The organism is Shouchella rhizosphaerae, assembly GCF_036700015.1.
Classification (GTDB): Bacteria; Bacillota; Bacilli; order Bacillales; family Bacillaceae_D; genus Shouchella; species Shouchella rhizosphaerae.
In genome coordinates this window covers 1,263,604-1,281,468 of record NZ_CP144921.1, presented here as the reverse complement: position 1 = coordinate 1,281,468, position 17,865 = coordinate 1,263,604, and the positions used below count along the sequence as shown (strand labels likewise).

Annotated in this window: 11 protein-coding genes and 3 CRISPR repeat arrays; of the genes, 7 read left to right on the top strand and 4 right to left on the bottom strand. The window is 42.6% G+C overall.

Annotated elements, in window-relative coordinates; all coding sequences use genetic code 11:
* Window positions 1-18 precede the first annotated feature (18 nt).
* Window positions 19-1,077, top strand: a complete 1,059-nt coding sequence (locus tag V5G21_RS06530) for a galactitol-1-phosphate 5-dehydrogenase (protein WP_035203494.1) — start codon at window positions 19-21, stop codon at window positions 1,075-1,077.
* Window positions 1,078-1,947 carry a class II fructose-bisphosphate aldolase gene (locus tag V5G21_RS06525; RefSeq protein WP_338465407.1) on the top strand — a complete coding sequence of 290 codons (870 nt, stop codon included), beginning with the start codon at window positions 1,078-1,080 and terminating at the stop codon, window positions 1,945-1,947.
* 413 nt (window positions 1,948-2,360) lie between these two features.
* A CRISPR array of direct repeats spans window positions 2,361-3,259; the repeat unit is 32 nt; unit sequence GTCGCACTCTTAGTGAGTGCGTGGATTGAAAT.
* Window positions 3,260-3,701: 442 nt separating this feature from the next.
* Here the strand turns inward: V5G21_RS06525 and V5G21_RS06520 are convergent.
* A complete protein-coding gene (locus tag V5G21_RS06520) occupies window positions 3,702-4,802 on the bottom strand; it encodes a tetratricopeptide repeat protein (protein ID WP_338465406.1) in 1,101 nt (366 codons plus the stop codon).
* Window positions 4,803-5,866: 1,064 nt separating this feature from the next.
* Between V5G21_RS06520 and V5G21_RS06515 the strand changes: the two genes are divergently transcribed.
* The 4 genes from V5G21_RS06515 to V5G21_RS06500 all read left to right on the top strand — a co-directional run bounded on the left by V5G21_RS06515 (window position 5,867) and on the right by V5G21_RS06500 (window position 9,680).
* Complete coding sequence (locus tag V5G21_RS06515) at window positions 5,867-6,343, top strand: DUF2975 domain-containing protein (protein WP_095236527.1); 477 nt, start codon at window positions 5,867-5,869, stop codon at window positions 6,341-6,343.
* A gap of 10 nt (window positions 6,344-6,353) precedes the next feature.
* Window positions 6,354-6,578 (top strand): helix-turn-helix domain-containing protein, encoded by a 225-nt coding sequence (locus V5G21_RS06510; protein ID WP_035203484.1) that lies wholly within the window; start codon window positions 6,354-6,356, stop codon window positions 6,576-6,578.
* 44 nt (window positions 6,579-6,622) lie between these two features.
* On the top strand, window positions 6,623-7,414 hold the full coding sequence (locus V5G21_RS06505; protein WP_338465405.1) for a DUF817 domain-containing protein: 792 nt from the start codon (window positions 6,623-6,625) through the stop codon (window positions 7,412-7,414).
* A gap of 343 nt (window positions 7,415-7,757) precedes the next feature.
* Window positions 7,758-8,853: direct repeats of the CRISPR family, unit length 32 nt; unit sequence GTCGCACTCTTTGTGAGTGCGTGGATTGAAAT.
* Between the two features lie 353 nt (window positions 8,854-9,206).
* Window positions 9,207-9,680, top strand: coding sequence for a GNAT family N-acetyltransferase (locus V5G21_RS06500; protein WP_095236529.1), 474 nt, complete (start codon window positions 9,207-9,209; stop codon window positions 9,678-9,680).
* A gap of 118 nt (window positions 9,681-9,798) precedes the next feature.
* Here V5G21_RS06500 and ppsA read toward each other — a convergent pair whose 3' ends face one another.
* The 3 genes from ppsA to V5G21_RS06485 form a co-directional block, all read right to left on the bottom strand.
* Entirely contained in the window at window positions 9,799-12,399 is a 2,601-nt protein-coding gene (gene ppsA / locus V5G21_RS06495) for a phosphoenolpyruvate synthase (RefSeq protein ID WP_338465404.1), read from the bottom strand.
* 505 nt (window positions 12,400-12,904) lie between these two features.
* Window positions 12,905-13,535: direct repeats of the CRISPR family, unit length 32 nt; unit sequence GTCGCACTCTTAGTGAGTGCGTGGATTGAAAT.
* A gap of 388 nt (window positions 13,536-13,923) precedes the next feature.
* A complete protein-coding gene (locus V5G21_RS06490; protein WP_338465403.1) occupies window positions 13,924-14,631 on the bottom strand; it encodes a GntR family transcriptional regulator in 708 nt (235 codons plus the stop codon).
* Window positions 14,632-14,711: 80 nt separating this feature from the next.
* A complete protein-coding gene (locus V5G21_RS06485) occupies window positions 14,712-15,911 on the bottom strand; it encodes an enolase C-terminal domain-like protein (RefSeq protein ID WP_095236532.1) in 1,200 nt (399 codons plus the stop codon).
* A gap of 296 nt (window positions 15,912-16,207) precedes the next feature.
* On the opposite strand from V5G21_RS06485, the gene V5G21_RS06480 reads away from it, so the two are divergent.
* Entirely contained in the window at window positions 16,208-17,572 is a 1,365-nt protein-coding gene (locus V5G21_RS06480; RefSeq protein WP_338465402.1) for a PTS transporter subunit EIIC, read from the top strand.
* The last annotated feature ends 293 nt before the right edge of the window (window positions 17,573-17,865 follow it).

Here is a 17,865-nt window from a genome sequence, read left to right as displayed (position 1 = left end):
GAGTCAGGAGTGGAGATCATGAAAGCGCTCGTTCTTGAAGCGAATCAATCATTTACTATAAAGGACATTGAAACCCCTGTCCCTAAAGAGGATGAGGCATTAATCAAGGTTGCTTATTGCGGCATTTGCGGCTCTGATTTGGCACGGTACTTCGATGGCAAAGTCCACAATTACCCGATTGTTCTCGGACATGAATTTTCTGGAACGGTAGAGGCTGTCGGCGCAAGCGTCGATTCAGTAACGGTTGGTGACCGTGTAGTCGTCGCCCCCCTTTTGCCAAATAAAGACGATCCCTTTATGCAAAAGGGAAGCCCAGCTTTAAGTAGCTCATACAGTTTTCTTGGTTCCCGGGAAAATGGCGCAATGGCCGAATACGTAGTCGTAAAAGCGGAAAATCTCCTCGTTTTGCCGGAAACGGTAACATTAGCGGAGGCGGCGTTAATCGAACCATTGACAGTCGCGATCCACGGAATTGAGCGAATTGTGCTACCGGCAGGCGAACACGTCTGTGTTCTAGGAGCCGGAACGATTGGCATTATGACCATTCTCGCCTTAAAAGCACGCGGGGCAGGGAAAGTAACAGCGATTGATATCAACGACGAGAAACTGGCATTTGCCAAAAAAATCGGCGCAGACGACACGATTAACTCTTTAAAAGAGGACCCGGTTTCATACGCTAGCAAACATGGCAAGCCTGGCGCTGTTATCGAAACAGCAGGCGTGCCGAGCGCCCAAGAGCAAGCGGTCGCTTTAGTTGAGAAAAAAGGGAAGATTGTGTTTGTTGGAACGGCGTCAGGGGATGTGACGTTTCCAGCAGCGACGTTTGAGAAAATTTTACGTGAAGAATTGGAAATCACAGGTTCTTGGATGAGCTATTCTGGCCCATTCCCCGGCTATGAATGGCAGGCTGCGATTGATTACATCGCGTCTGGCAAAATCGATGTCAAGCCTTTGATCCATGACGTGTTTAAGCTAGAAGATGGCGACAAGCCATTTCAAGCAATGAAAGACCCAGACAATCATTCAATTAAACTACTATATCAAATCGCAGAAAACGAAGGGCAGGTGGGCAAATAAATGGGATTACAGTCAACGACACCGATGCTAAAAAAAGCAAAAGCCAACAAACACGGGATTGTCGCGTTTAATGTCCATTCATTTGACAGCATTTTCTGGGTGCTCGAAGCAGCAGCGGAATTGAAGTCCCCGGTAATCCTGCAAACGACAGTCGGGACGGTCAAGTCACTCGGTGCAAAAAACATTGCTGAAGTAGCCAAGGCCGCAGCGGAACATTACCAAGTGCCAACAGGCTTGCACTTAGATCACTGCACAGACTTTGAGGTGATCAAAGACGCGATCCGCGCTGGCTATACATCCGTGATGATGGACGCTTCCATGCATCCATTCGCAGAAAACGTCGCTCGGACAAAAGAGGTCGTCGCGCTTGCCTCGTCCCTTGGCGTCAACGTGGAAGCAGAGCTCGGCAAAGTCGGCGGCGTGGAAGACGACATTGTCGTAGACGAAGCCGACGCCCAAAAAGCAATTCCAGAAGAGTGCCGCCAATTTGTCGAGGAAACAGGCGTGCCGACACTTGCCCCTGCGATTGGCACTGCCCATGGAATTTACAAAGGCAAGCCCGAAATTGACTTTGAGCGAATCGCTAAAATCGCCGAAATGGTCGACGTCCCCCTCGTCCTTCACGGCGGCTCGGCCGTGCCAGAAGAAGACGTGCGCCGTTGTGTCGCCCTTGGAATGGCAAAAGTCAACGTATCAACAGAACTAAAAAATGCCTACTCCGAAGCAATTCGCGACCACTTCGCAAACGAACCAGACAGCCTCGATCCGCGAGCGTATTTACAAAAAGCAAAAGAAGCAGCGAAAGAAATGGCAAAATCAAAAATTCGCATGGTCGGCAGTGAAAATACGGTTGTGCCAGCGTTTGTGTGAAAAGTGTGAGCCCGGACTGTCACCTTCGCTTGTTAGGCTATGTACTAACAAGCGGAGGTGTTTTTTCATTAATTGGGGAGGAAGGGAGAAGAACTCAATCGAATAGGTGTATAAGCAAGGAACCTCCTTACGCAAATAGAAGCTTTTTAATGGAAAGAGTAAAGTAGAGATAGACACAATTGAGCCAAGGAGATTAACTTTACAATTATTCATCTTTTGAGCCGTGATTCTTAGTGCGAACCCCAAGCGCACATAAAATCCCTAGATCACCCGCACCAAAAAAGGACTTTAATGTGGGATAATATGTGGAAAAGTGGCAAAATGTTGTTGGTGTCCCATGGTATTATATAGAAGAAGAGCGGCTTTTCTCTATTATTTATTAATGGGTTTCCAATAAATAGGGGAATATCGCTGTCGCACTCTTAGTGAGTGCGTGGATTGAAATTACTGGTTTACCATCTAACAAGAACTCGTATGCGCGTCGCACTCTTAGTGAGTGCGTGGATTGAAATTTTCATATTCGTACTCCTCCATCCATTTTTTAACGTCGCACTCTTAGTGAGTGCGTGGATTGAAATTTAGTGAAGTTCTTTTGCCATGCAGGCTTTTCATCGTCGCACTCTTAGTGAGTGCGTGGATTGAAATAATCAGTTACGTACAATCCGCGACCGCAAGCGTCATGTCGCACTCTTAGTGAGTGCGTGGATTGAAATAGAGAGCGCTACGGAGCGAATAAAGCGCGCGATAGTCGCACTCTTAGTGAGTGCGTGGATTGAAATACGTCTTCCCATTTTTGGCCCCACCATTCTGAAGTCGCACTCTTAGTGAGTGCGTGGATTGAAATCAAATGCACAGGTCCATGAATCAGTTAGCGAAAGTCGCACTCTTAGTGAGTGCGTGGATTGAAATTCCACAGGCTGAGAGCATGAACAAGCTTGCAAATAGTCGCACTCTTAGTGAGTGCGTGATTGAAATACAAATAAGGCAACTATAAAGGAGAGAAAAAAAGTCGCACTCTTAGTGAGTGCGTGGATTGAAATATGCGACTGCTTTGTTTTGAAAGTCTTGCTGTTTTCGTCGCACTCTTAGTGAGTGCGTGGATTGAAATATGCGACTGCTTTGTTTTGAAAGTCTTGCTGTTTTCGTCGCACTCTTAGTGAGTGCGTGGATTGAAATGGATAAGCTTCGTCGAGGGCATCGAGGTATTCCGTGGTCGCACTCTTAGTGAGTGCGTGGATTGAAATTTTGCCCACTGGCTTCCAACCCTCATACACTGCCAAGTCGCACTCTTAGTGAGTGCGTGGATTGAAATGTTTACATGATTTACGACATTCCCATGTAGCATTACGTCGCACTCTTAGTGAGTCGTGGATTGAAATATTTCATGATTTCTACGGTCCTCTTTTGATGTCGCACTCATAGTGAAGCTTGGAATTGGTTACTGTCCAGTTTCCTAATTTAGGGCTCCATTAGAATTAGGGGAAAAAGTAATGCAGAAATTAATAAAGGAACGAAAACAAGAAAAAGTTTATAGTTTAAAAAATAAAAAACGCACTTCTTGAAAAGTGCGTCTAAAAAACAAAGATATTTATTTTTCCTCAAGGGTTGTAAAAAAAATTTTCTCTTAGATTAATGAACGGTATCTCCTTTATCTCGAGTTTCAATTGTCGGAGAATCACGATCAATGACGACATTTGTTTGGAGGGTAAAAGAAACACACAATAATGCTGCAAATAGGGAAAACCATATTTTTTTCAAGGTTGATCGACTCCTATGTTTGATAGATTTTGGCGTGCACGATAGGCGACGCTTAAATACTTCCACGCTAGTTCTTGTTCTCCTTTTTGTTTAAAAAACGTTGCTGCTTCCTCTGCGATCTCCTCAATTTCAAAGTTCATATCCGACTCACTCAGGCTTTTAATGGCTTGGTCAATTTCCTCCGGATTAGAGTTTACGTATAGTCCGTAAGTAGCAATACATCTAGCTTGATATTCGTGGTTGTTGTAAGATTGTGCTCCTGCATAGGCTTTGGTTAAATGAGGGAGTGCCTCATTGAATAAGCCGATGCGAAACAATGTGTTTGCTAAATTATACTCGCTTTTGACTCCTAAGATAGTCTCCGTGCATTCAGGATAGGAAAGGCTCTTTTCGAAATACTCCTTAGCCTTTTGGTAGGCTTTTTTTCGCAAAGCGTCTAATCCTATGATACGTAAAACTGCTACTTGGGCCATGGGGTAATTATTCGAAATGCTAAGAGCCTCTTCTAATAACTTTCGGACTTTCTCATGCTGTCCCGCTTCAGAATAAATACCTCCAAGTATCACTTGGCAGTATACAGCCCGTTCGATATACCCGAGGCGATTAAAAGCAAGTAATGCTTCTTCAATGTATGAAGCAGCGTACGGATACTGATTGATTCTATATAAAGACGAACCCATGTAGTAATAGAACTCTGCTTCTTCGGCTTCATCGTTTATATACTCAAGCAAACGTTCTGCTTTACGGAATAACCGAATCGCAGACTGGTAACGTTCTTTTATAAATTCATTTTGACCACTTACAAATAAATAGAGGTATTTGAGCGTATGATCTATCGAATCTTCGATCATATTGCCCGCCTGTTGTATCCTTTCATCATCCTTTTCGTCCTTGCCTCCCTGTTTGGCCATGATTGAATGCCTGAACTCAACTAAAGAATAATAAGCGATTACTCGATCATTTGGCTCCATTGTTTTGATCATGTTTTCTGCTTTTTCTTTGAGTTCATTTGCTTGCTCCACAGACCGTGCAATAATACAGCTATACCACTCAGCAATTATCGTGCTTACTTCCTCTGGAGATAAAATAGCAGACATAAAGTTCTCCCCTCCTTAAATAAAGATTTCATAGAATTTTTTAAAATTATACTAGAAAATAGAGAAACATGTAATAGATTTAAAAATTTCCCAATATACAAATGGCTAATTTGTGTAGGAAAATGTTAAAAATAACCTTGCTTTATAATAGAAGCAACGTTTTTCTCAATGGCGATACACTTGCTCCTGATTTAACAAAAAAAGAGTTCGAATTAGATTTATTAGACCGAATGAACGATGACATTGCAATTGAGGAAGAAAAGCTTGATTTTCCCTCACAAATTAAAACTGATAGATGACTATCATGTCTCAAACACGAGAAGCGTGGTATGCTAAAAGTGTTAAAGTCTTTGGTATGAAAGTAATGGAACACAAGTCATCGCTTGATTATAAGCGAACCGCCCATGGAGGTCGTATTACTAGTATTCTTGGTTCCGATATAGAATAACTCGTAAGTTCACGATTAACAGCATTAACTATACAGGGAAGATTTCGGATTTCGCCAACACATGGGCGTATTCAAGATCAAATTTCAGTATGTCATTGATTCATAAAGGCGTATGGACTTATCAAAGTGGAAAAGGTCAAGTGCGTGTGGACAACAAAAATAACATAACTGGGTACTTCAGTAACGATGGTTAGTTGTGGGGAGGAATATATAAACAATGAAACGATCATCAAAGATAATTTTAAGTGTTGCTGCTGCTATTGTGGTTATCACGTTAGCAATTACATTTTATGCCGGAAATATGCTCGGTTAGGTTAATATCGAATATACTTCACTTCTTCCAATCGACTAAAATACCGTCCTTTAAATAGGAGCGGTATTTTATTTTGAGAATTTTCGTTAAAACATTGACTGTACAATGTGGTTAAACCGTCCCTGTTCGTGAAGACGCAACCATCACCGATCTGTTAGCAGAATAGCAATCAAACGAACTATGAGCATACAAGAAGTATATTCTAATGCAGTAATAAAAACATGAAAATCAACAATAATTTATTGATAATCGATAAATTTGTGGTAGAATCAATTGAACAACAAATTAATAGAGGTGTTTTTCATGAAACGAGGTTCTACGCTTTTTTTAAAGATAGCGGTGATGCTTATGGGAAGTCCCGTTCTTGCTTTGTGTATCTTTGGGTTGGTATGGTTACCTAGTCATCCGGTAGATCCACATTATGACCACATCCTATATCCTATTCTTATCGGTGTATTTTTAACAGTGATACCGTTTTTTGTCGCGTTGTCCCAGGCTTTTAAACTTTTAAGTTACATTGACAAGAATCAATCGTTCTCGGAACTGTCGACGAGAGCGTTGAAAAAGATTAAATATTGCGCAATCATCATCAGTGGTTTGTACGTAGCTATTATGCCGTTCTTTTACTTGTTAGCAGATCGAGATGATGCCCCTGGTCTCCTATTTATGGGAGTCGTCCCTCTCTTCGCTTCAACGGTAATCGCAGTATTCGCTGCTGTTCTTCAAAGACTTTTCCAAGAAGCGATTGATATCAAATCTGAAAATGATTTAACGGTTTGAGGTGAAAATCATGGCGATTATAATCAATGTTGACGTGATGCTAGCAAAAAGGAAAATGAGCGTTACTGAACTTTCCGAACGAGTTGGGATAACGATGGCGAATCTCTCTATATTGAAAAATGGAAAGGCCAAAGCGATTCGACTCTCCACGTTAGATGCGATTTGCAAAGCCTTAGATTGTCAACCTGGAGATCTTTTAGAGTACCGAAGTGATGAAAACCTCCATGATGAATGAAAGTGGACGGCAGAGAAGACTTAGTCAGAATGGAGGCATGAATGATGAGGCCATTAAAACAACTCGTTCGTTTTGGGTGGGAGCAAGCTTTGTCCTGCTTGTTTCCTGTCGTTATATTTGCTTCTTTGGCCATTACACAGCTCGTGCCACTTCCCTTTTTGCCACGGTATGATTGGCTGCTCATTATTTGTCTTTTTATGCAGTGGTGGATGGTGCGTTCTGGGCTTGAAACTTGGGACGAATTGAAAGTCATTACATTGTTTCACCTTATTGGGCTGGCTCTTGAACTTTTTAAAGTACACATGGGCTCCTGGTCCTACCCAGAGGAAGGGTATTCCAAGGTATTTGGTGTCCCTTTGTATAGCGGATTTATGTATGCAAGCGTAGCAAGTTATCTTTGCCAAGCGTGGAGGCGACTAAAGATAGAATTGGTGAAGTGGCCGTCGCTGTTACTGGTTGTCCCTCTTGCAGCTGCGATTTACTTAAATTTTTTTACTCATCACTTTTGGATTGATATCCGTTTTTGGTTAGCGGGGCTTGTCATCATCGTCTTTTGGCCATCATGGGTTACATATGAAGTGAATGAAACTCGTTACCGGATGCCACTTGCACTCTCTTTTGTGCTCATCGGATTTTTTATATGGATAGCCGAAAATATTGCAACGTTTTTTGGGGCTTGGGAATATCCGAACCAAACCGATGCATGGAGTCTTGTTCATTTGGGGAAGGTCAGTTCATGGCTTTTATTAGTGATTGTTAGTTTTCTGATCGTCGCGACATTAAAACAGGTGAAGGGGAAAAGGCGCACTGGAGTAGATGCTAGTCAATCTTTATAAAAAGCAGTGCTTTAGTTTAGTAAGGAACTTTGCGTTTTTACGATTCTTATTATTTTGCCAGTGCAAACAGGTGCTTTTTTGAAGAAACCTATAGATGGCACAAGTATAATAGTAGTAAAGTTGAGGAGGCAACATTTACTTCGTATTATACGCAGTTCTTTTTGGTGCGAACCCCAAGCGCACATAAAATCCCTAGATCACCCGCACCAAAAAAGAGCTTAATTATGAAAAAATATGTATGAAAATGGTGAAATGTTGCTCGTTGTCCATGATATGATAAAAGAAAGAGCGGTTTTTTCCTATTATTGATTGTTTCACTGCTAATAATTAGGAGAATTTCGCTGTCGCACTCTTTGTGAGTGCGTGGATTGAAATGTTATTAAACAATCGCAATTCAGCTAGTTTTTGTGTCGCACTCTTTGTGAGTGCGTGGATTGAAATATGAGTGGAAGAAAGATACAGATGGAGAGAACTTGTCGCACTCTTTGTGAGTGCGTGGATTGAAATATCAAGATTGTACAGGTACCGCCCAATTCCAAATTGTCGCACTCTTTGTGAGTGCGTGGATTGAAATGCCGACTACTGGCGGCAGGAGCTAGAAAAACGCTTGTCGCACTCTTTGTGAGTGCGTGGATTGAAATTAGTATGGCAAGATTAAAAAACGCATTGCGCGGGCAGTCGCACTCTTTGTGAGTGCGTGGATTGAAATTTCTAACTGTTTACGGAAGTTGTCAAGTACCGTTGTCGCACTCTTTGTGAGTGCGTGGATTGAAATATCAATGTCACTCCCGTATTTGATTAATGTGAGCGTCGCACTCTTTGTGAGTGCGTGGATTGAAATAAGATATTCGACCGACTTAGCTGCCGACTTGTACGTCGCACTCTTTGTGAGTGCGTGGATTGAAATAATCCATCTTTTATATCTATTAGCATCCAACTCGTGTGTCGCACTCTTTGTGAGTGCGTGGATTGAAATTTTTGTAAACTTGTCCGATCTGTAGGGCGTATTGGGTCGCACTCTTTGTGAGTGCGTGGATTGAAATATGAATTCGGCCGTATCTGGTCCGCTTAGTACAGGTCGCACTCTTTGTGAGTGCGTGGATTGAAATTGTAGGAACTTAGAATCTTTTAATAGTTTAGCGTGTCGCACTCTTTGTGAGTGCGTGGATTGAAATAAGAAGGAAGATCAATTGGTTAAGCACCTTAGAGTCGCACTCTTTGTGAGTGCGTGGATTGAAATTGCGGAAACCATCCGGTCGATAATTTCTTCATTGTCGCACTCTTTGTGAGTGCGTGGATTGAAATAATGGCGCAGGAGGCTAGAATTGTGGATTACCACGAGTCGCACTCTTTGTGAGTGCGTGGATTGAAATCCATAGCAAATTACCACGCCATAATTGGTTCTTGGTCGCACTCTTTGTGAGTGCGTGGATTGAAATCAATACGTCATGACTTCCCCTAACACTGGATGGGTGTCGCACTCTTTTTATGAGTGCGTGGGATTGAAATCCGTCTACGCACCCAATCACCAGGGTCGCCATCGTCACACTCCTGGCGAGTACGTGGGTTAAATAAAGGCGGGAGTAAGCCCCTCGCGCTTGCTCCCTTGTCACACGAGTGCGTCGCTAAGTTTCTAGCTATAGAATTCCGACCCCAGCTTGCATAAAAAATCCCCTTTTCTCGGAATCTCCCCAATTTCCCGCGCCCCAAAAATGTAGCCACATTTTTATTGCTCATAAAATTTTCCTAAATGGTAATATGTTTAAAAAGACTAGATACGGGGGGAGCGAAATTGGAAATTCGTACAGTGAAAGACTCTGACTACTATGTAATTTCTCCACTAATTAATAAGTGGTGGGGTGGAAGAAAGATGTCTGATAAGTTGCCCAAATTATTTTTCGACCACTTTAGCAATACAAGTTTCATTGCTGAAAAGGATGAAAAACTTATTGGCTTTCTAATAGGATTCCTTTCTCAATCACATCAAAAAGTAGCCTATATACATTTTGTTGGAGTTCACCCTGATTACAGAAAGCAAAGCGTTGGCAACCATTTATACAATCAATTTTTTCATGTGGTTCAGCAAAACGGGCGAAATATTGTTCGCTGTGTCACTTCTCCTGTCAATAAAACTTCAATTGCCTTTCATACCAAGATGGGATTTTGTATTGAAGAGGGAGACAAAAAGATGGATGGTATTTTTGTAAATACCGACTATGATGGACCGCACGAAGACAGAGTTTTATTTGAGAAACGTTTAATCTAAGTCACGATTTGCTTTTCTAGGCATGGAAGGATAATAGCGTCCGCTTAAAAAAGAGAGCCAAGAGTTCAACTCCTGGCTCTAATTAGGCTTATAAGATTCGAATGCCCTTTTTTATGATTCATGAATTTAGTATCTCTACATACCCATCTGTTCCATTCACCCTGATTTTTTGTCCATCCTTAATCAGCTTGGTGGCATTTTCTACCCCGACAACTGCTGGCAAGCCATATTCACGTGCGATCACGGCTCCGTGGGTCATCAGTCCGCCAACTTCGGTGACTAGGCCTTTTATGGATACAAATAATGGCGTCCAGCCTGGGTCTGTAAAGGAGGTGACTAATATATCTCCATCTTCCAGATCGGCATTTTCGATGTTTAAAATGACACGCGCTCTTCCTTCTATCACTCCGGTAGAAACAGCGAGACCTGCAATCGCATTAGCCGGTAAATTTGCTTGCTTGTACGCACCTGTAATGATTTCGCCATCAGACGTGATAACACGTGGGGGAGTTAGTTTTTCATATCGTTTGTACTCGTCTTTCCGTTTGTTGATGATCTGGTCATCTGTTTTGTTGGTGCGGGCAACTTCGTGAAGTTCTTCAAAAGTGAGATAGTATATATCTTCCTTTTCCTGAATAACGCCTGCTTGTACGAGTTGTTCGGCTTCTTTCAATAAAGCCTGCTTATATACGAAATAGCGACTTACTATGCCGTATTTCGGATATTCCCGGTAGCCGATGAAATGCCGGATGAGGTCGATCATTTGTTTTGTTTCTTTGGCTTTTTGTTCACCATCCGGTAATTGCTTCAATCGATCTATTAACTCTTGTTCTTTTTCTAAAGCAACACGCCGCCCTTGCTCAAACTTTCGATTGCCTTCATTAGGCTCAAAGTTTTTGATATGACTAAGAATCATCGGGACAAGTGCAATTGGTTTTTCGCTCCAACGAGTTCTTGTAATATCGATTTCTCCGGGACACCGCATTCCGTATTTGTCAAGATAAGCATAGATAGCGTTTCTAGCTTCCTGTCCGCCATCAAACTTAACCAGTTCATCGAGAAAGTTGTCTTCTTTTGCATGCTGCAAATAATCAATCACTTCTGGGTAAGGGCGAATCACATCCGCGACATCCATTAGCGCCAGACCCATTTCCGAAGTAATATTGTTCGGTACAGAAAGAGAAAGCGTATCTGCGGCGTTTTTTTCGCCTAGCCACTCGTTCATGTTTTCGTTGATCCATGTTGTAGCATTTATAGCAGCCATAAACACAGCCGTACTTTGCGGGTCAAATAAGATCTTCTTTAATTGCTCGATATCTTCCAGAATAAAATCAAACAAATCCAATCCCGATTTCGCTTGGATGTTTTGTTTTAACTGTTCGATTGATGTTTGACTGCGCTTAATCAATTTAGAAACAATTGTCGGATCAGTCTCGAATTGTTCCGGCATATCTGTATGACTACTGCCTGGAAGTGGTGCTGCTTGATCATTTGGTAACAATTTTATATAATCTCGCTCGATTACGGTCATGAGGGCGCTTTTTGTGAGCGGATCGGACCCCACGGTATTTAATAAGGCTTCCCGGCCGGCACGTGTAGTTAACCTAGGTGAAACATCAACAAACAACCGCCCGCCGGCTTTACGCATAGGTGCAGGAGTAATTAACAGGTAAAAAGACAACCCCAACGGTTTTATCGGATCTGTCATCATTTGCTGATGACCAACTGATAAATAAACGTGATTTTCTTGATCATTTGTTTCAGGGATTGGATATAAAGTAGTGATCGGCCGGCTCTGGACGATATAGAAGGTATCACCAGTCAAACACCATTCGATATCTTGTGGTTGGCCGAAATGAGCTTCGATCTGTCTTCCGATGCGTGCTAGTTGTAAAATCTGTTGATCAGTAAGTGTTTGTGTCTTTTGCTGATCAGGATCGATCTGTTGAGTCTCCGTTCCGCCTTCTTCTCGTCCATAGATAGCCAATTTTTTGGTTGCTATCCTCTTATCGACAATTTGATCTTCTCGTACTTTATAACAATCTGCAGAGGCCAAGCCGGAGACCAGAGCTTCTCCAAGTCCAAAGCCGGCATCAATGGATAGCACCTTTCGGTTAGAAGTCATTGGATCAGCGGTAAATAAAATCCCTGAAGCCTGCGGGAAAACCATCTTTTGAACGATTACGGATAAATAAACTTGACTGTGATCGAAGCCGTTCTGCATACGGTAGATGACTGCGCGATCCGTAAATAGCGAAGCCCAGCATTTGCTGATATGCTGCAAGATCGCATCCTTGCCTATAATATTTAAAAAGGTATCTTGTTGCCCAGCAAAAGAAGCATGTGGCAAATCTTCAGCAGTCGCGCTAGAACGCACTGCATACGCATGTTTTTCGCCAAACTGAGAGAGATAGTGAGCAACGGCCTTCACAACGTCTGAAGGAATTTCTATATTTAGAATGAGTTCACGAATCCTACTGCTGATGTCACCAATTTGATCTCGATCCTCTACTTTTGCCCTTGCTAGTTGATCCAACAAAGCTTGAAACGTTTCGTTCTGTTTGATCACTTTTTGAAACCCTGTTGTTGTGACACAAAAGCCTTCTGGTACGTGGATTCCTTGAATTTTTGATAATTCCCCTAAATTTAACCCTTTTCCACCAACAAGCAAAAGCTGTTTTTCGTCCATTTCCTGAAAATCGAGAACCAAAGAACTCATTCTATCTCTCTCCTTTCAAATCTTAACATTCTAATGAATTTTAGCAGCAGTAAAGGAGAATGAATAGTCTATAATAACTTGTTTCTATATGCTATAATTAATCTAGGGAAAGTGTAACTTTTTTAACATAGCTAACCGTACTGTAAACGGGTGACCCGTTTCAACCTCTCGAAAGCAATTCATACCTCCTTTAGTCCACAACGAATATCGTTAAAACCCGATTTTAAGAACAGCCTTGATGAACAAGCGCATGTAAAAGAGCAGAAGAGAATGACATTGATTGCCCTTCTTAGTATTTAAAAGAATAGAAGTGGTGTTTTTTTTGGTGCGAACCCTAAGCGCACATAAAACCCCTAGATCACCCGCACCAAAAAAGAGCCTAATTATGAAAAAATATGTGTAAAAATGGTGAAATGTTGTCTGTATGCCATGATAGAATAAAGGAAAAGAGCGGCTTTTTCCTATTATTGATTGTTTTACTTCCAATAATTAGGGGGGGTTCGCTGTCGCACTCTTAGTGAGTGCGTGGATTGAAATCAACATCTTCTAAAGGGGGTCAGTTGAAGCTGCAGTCGCACTCTTAGTGAGTGCGTGGATTGAAATGGTAATGTCCCTAGAGCCACCTTTTAAACGCTTGAGTCGCACTCTTAGTGAGTGCGTGGATTGAAATAATTTTTGGAAATCATCCTGGCCATAAAAATAAAGTCGCACTCTTAGTGAGTGCGTGGATTGAAATATTGCACACCATCCTTTTCAGCGGCGTAACGGTATGTCGCACTCTTAGTGAGTGCGTGGATTGAAATGAGCAAATTTCATCGCGGGAACAAAATCACTATCGCGTCGCACTCTTAGTGAGTGCGTGGATTGAAATCTAAAAAATCAGCATTATCTACGTTTGATAGTGGTCGCACTCTTAGTGAGTGCGTGGATTGAAATGTATTGAAATTCATTTGCTTTTGAGGTGAAAATATCGTCGCACTCTTAGTGAGTGCGTGGATTGAAATTCATAAGCCGGAAGCATAAAGCCTGATTTGTTACGTCGCACTCTTCGTGAGTGCGTGGATTGAAATATCAGATCGATGCGCGCCCTTAGCTTTTCTGATGGTCGCACTCTTGGTGAGTGCGTGCATTGAATGATTTTCCGCACCAGTGGTCATGGTGTGTGGCTTTTGCCACACTCTCTGTGAGTGCGCGCTCGTTCGTATGCAAAACCCAATGACCACCTGTATGTGAAAAATTTGTTCGACGAAATGCTTTAGGGGGGATCTGCCATAAAACGAAAAACAATCGTTCTAAGTGTAAGTGGGCTTCTAGTAATTGGTATGGCTGTAAGTGCAGTCATCTTATTGAATGCTGATAAAGATCCTTTGCCAGAGGAAACTCAATTAACACAGAATAAAACAGACTCGACCGATTATTGGACCGACGACAACATGAAAAAAGCTGTTCCGGGGGCAGGAATGGAGGACTAACGCCTGCTCCTCGAACAGCTTTTGCTAGCTAGTTGGTGTTTGGTTTCGTTCGTTATTTTTTTCTGAACTGGTGTTTAAAACGGTTAAACGGGGTGAAGTATGAAACGGCGTAGTCTAAGTTAATGAGCTCGCTGTATTCAAAGACGCGCCCGTCGTTAAGAATGCCGCGATTGACAATTTTCATGGCTGCGATGCCTTTTTTGCAATTTAACAAATTGGCTTGTTCTCTTGTCACGTTGACGGCACTGTAAGTGGTAATAAAGTGGGAGATGTCGTAGCCGCATTGCTGGACATATTCATGGACGGAGCCGGCAGCAATTTGTTCTGTCAGGTCAGGGAAATAGGAGCAGGGAAGCTGTGTTGTTTCAATTTGGACTTTTTGGTAATCGACGATCCGGACGCGTGTAAACTCCCACACAAAGTCGTTTTTCATATCGAATATGTTTTCAATTTCAGGCGTCATCTTCTTCTTTTGCATGGCAATGACCGTTGATTGAATGTCTTTGAATTTCTTTTCGGTTAACGAATTATAAATAAGGGGGCTTTCCCTAATTGTTTTTGTGACAAACATGCCAGAGCCTTGCACAACTTGTACACTGCCGATGTTTATTAATTTTTTGATTGCTTTTCGGATTGTGTAACGAGAGACTTGGTAGTGTGTGGCGAGGGCTCTCTCCGTTGGCAATTTTTCGCCAGGGGCATATTTGTTTTGATAAATTTTGCTTAGCAAGTCATCGGCGACAAATTGTCTTTTCTTCATGTTTCTCCCCTCATCTAAGGCTGAATCGTTTCATTTAGTATAAAAGCCCTGTTTGCACACTGCAAGCAAGGCTTTTATCGTTATGGCGTATGAATCGCTCCGTTTGGCAGGCGAGCCTGTGTCCACTCATGTTTTCGGTACACGACTGGGTAGTTTTCCGCCAACGTTTCGTCAAATGACACACCAATGCCAACTTCATCAATCGGGTAAATGTAGCCTTGCTTGACTTGGACGGAACCGGGAAACATTTCCTCAATGATGGCTTCTGGTTCTTGGATTTCTTGAATGGCAGCCTGATGGAGGTGAATGTTCAAGTGTGTGTTGACCGCTACACCGATCGGCGTCATATCAGATGGACCATGCCAGGCAATTTTCACACCAAACTGGCTGCATAACGCGCCGAGCTTTAATGCAGGTGTAATTCCGCCTATTTGTGAAACGTGGCATCGAATGTAATCGATTTGCCGATTGGCAATTAAGTGCTTCCACTCCATTGGGTTATTAAACAGTTCGCCTGTGGCAATAGGAGTTGTACACTGGGCGCGTAGTTGGGCGAGCCATTCATTTTGGTCAGGGGGCAAAACGTCCTCTAAAAAGTACGGCTTATACGGTTCCAACTCTTTGGCAAGCTGGATCGCTTGGATCGGTGAAAGCCGTTCGTGGACATCGTGAAGAAAATGGAGGCTATAGCCATATTTTTCACGCAGCGCTTTAAACATCCGCACGACATCTCTCATGTAAATGTCAGGATCGTAATATTCCCCTTCCAGTTGTCTTACTGGTAAGTGCATGTCATGGTTTTTGCCGCCATATTTGCCAAGTTGGCAACGAATATGTTTAAACCCTCGCTTGATTAGCGCATCTACGTTTTTGAACAATTCTTCCAAAGTAAGCCCGTCCGCATGAGCATATGCAGCAATCGCGCTTTTTGATTTTCCGCCAAATAATTGGTAGAGCGGCATGTTTGCAAGCTTTGCTTTCATATCCCACAACGCCATATCGATGCCAGCAATGGCGTTGTTCATAATTGGGCCATTGCGCCAGTATGCGTTCACCATCATCATTTGCCATAAATCTTCAATATCGTGGGCGTCACGCCCGAGCAAAAGCGGTGTTAAGTACTGGTCAACGACCATTTTGACAGGAAGCGGTCGCTGTTGGAACGTGGCGCAGCCATAGCCAGTAAGGCCAAGGTTGGTCTTGACTTTCACCACCACAAAATTATGGCGATGGGGATTGGTCACAAAAGCTTCAATAGATGTAATGATGTTTGGTTCCACGGGATGCACTCCTTCTCATTGATTCCTTTTTATAGAACGGCATGAGGACATAGTTTCTACCTGTTTTCCTGTTGATTAAAGCATATGGAAAACAAGGGGTCAATTTGGTTAGAAATGCATCGGCTAAAACGAGTATTTACCATACCAATTTCGAATGAATATTTGTGTAAGTACTGATAAATAAGGATTTTACGTTTTTATTGGTATTTTTTGAAACGTTTTCAGTCGGGGGCTCTTATGCTACGATATGCCTGTCGATGATCATCAAATTCGAAAGTGAAGGAAGGCTGCTTCTTATGAAAGACAACGAACTTATTCCACTTATCATTCAATATGTAGGCGGACAAGACAACATTAAAAAAGTATGGCACTGTATGACCAGACTTCGGTTTGATTTGCATGATTTCTCAAAAATAGAACGTGATCAAATAAAAGAGTTACAGGGCGTAGTAGGAGAACAACTGACCAACGACCAATACCAAATCGTTATTGGCACGCATGTGCAGAAAGTCTATGCAGCCTTGACAGAAGAGCTAGGGATTGATGCAGGCCAAAGTGATAAAACTGGTTCAGAACCTGCGAAGAAAAAGGGCTTTTTCGGGGCGATTTTAGACATTGTTTCTGGCGTGTTTGGCCCGATCGTGCCTGCGATTGCAGGGGCGGGGATGATCAAAGGAATTTTGGCGGGGCTAATTGCATTGGATGTGCTATCGAATGAGAGTGATGCCGTCATTATTCTTGATCTCGTGGCGAGCTCTGTGTTTTATTTCTTGCCTTTCTTCTTAGCAGCTTCGGCAGCCAAAATATTTAAAACGAACCCGTATTTAGCGTTGGCGGTCGCAGGTGGATTTATGTATCCATCGCTTTTGGATGCCGCGAAACTAGGGGAAGTGACCCAATTCAGTTTTATGGGACTGCCTGTTCCGGTCATTAACTATAGTGCAACGGTTATTCCGATCATCCTGTCTGTTTGGGCGTTAAGCTATATTAACAAATACGTTGATCAATATATGCCAAATGTGCTGCGCACGGTATTTACACCGACGTTAACGCTGTTCATTGCGATTCCATTTGCGCTAATTGCCACGGGTCCGCTAGGTGCGTATGTCGGCAGCTTGCTTGCTTCGTTTATTGAACTGTTGTTTAATCTTTCGCCTATTTTAGCAGGTGTAGTAGTTGGCGGCATTCGTCCGATTGCGATTGTGTTTGGCATGCACCATGCGATGACGCCCATTGCTTTGCAAAATTTCGCTGACAACGGCTTTGATATGATGATGCCGATGTTCTTAATGACAAATATGGCGATTGCAGGGGCCACGTTTGCGGTCTTTTTCAAATCAAAAAGCAAAAAGGAAAAATCGGTTGTCTTGTCGGCTGGTGTATCTGCTTTGCTTGGTATCACGGAACCTGCACTATTTGGGGTGTTAATTAAATACAAAAAAGCGTTTATTGCTTGTACAATTGCCAGCATGGCTGGTGCGACGTTCTTTGCGCTTCTTGGCGTCCGCATTTATGGATATATTCTTTCGAGTATTGTCAGCCTTGTCGCTTATGTCGGGCCGTACTTCTGGTTCGCAATTCTTGGCATTGTCTTATCGATTGGAATAGGGTTCGCAGTGACGTACTTCACACTTAAAAGCAAAGAAGTGAACAGCCATTAATGTGAAAAAATGAACAACATGGTGGGGGAGAGGAGGGAGCCATCGCCGTTATCCAACAAGAAGGGAATATGTTTAAGCAACTTAGGGTACGGCTTCGCTCAGATTTTCTAAAAGCGCCTTGCCCACATATAAACGATTTGCCAACTGCGGGGTTTGCCTTGAAACAATGGTGCACCGCCAGAATGGCAGCTCGACTTTTTTGGAACGGCGGACAAAGCAACGCCGTTTCTTCATCGTTTGCGGCTTTTCCATCTTAACAGGTTAGGCCGTACGTTTTTCGATCAAAGTTCTTA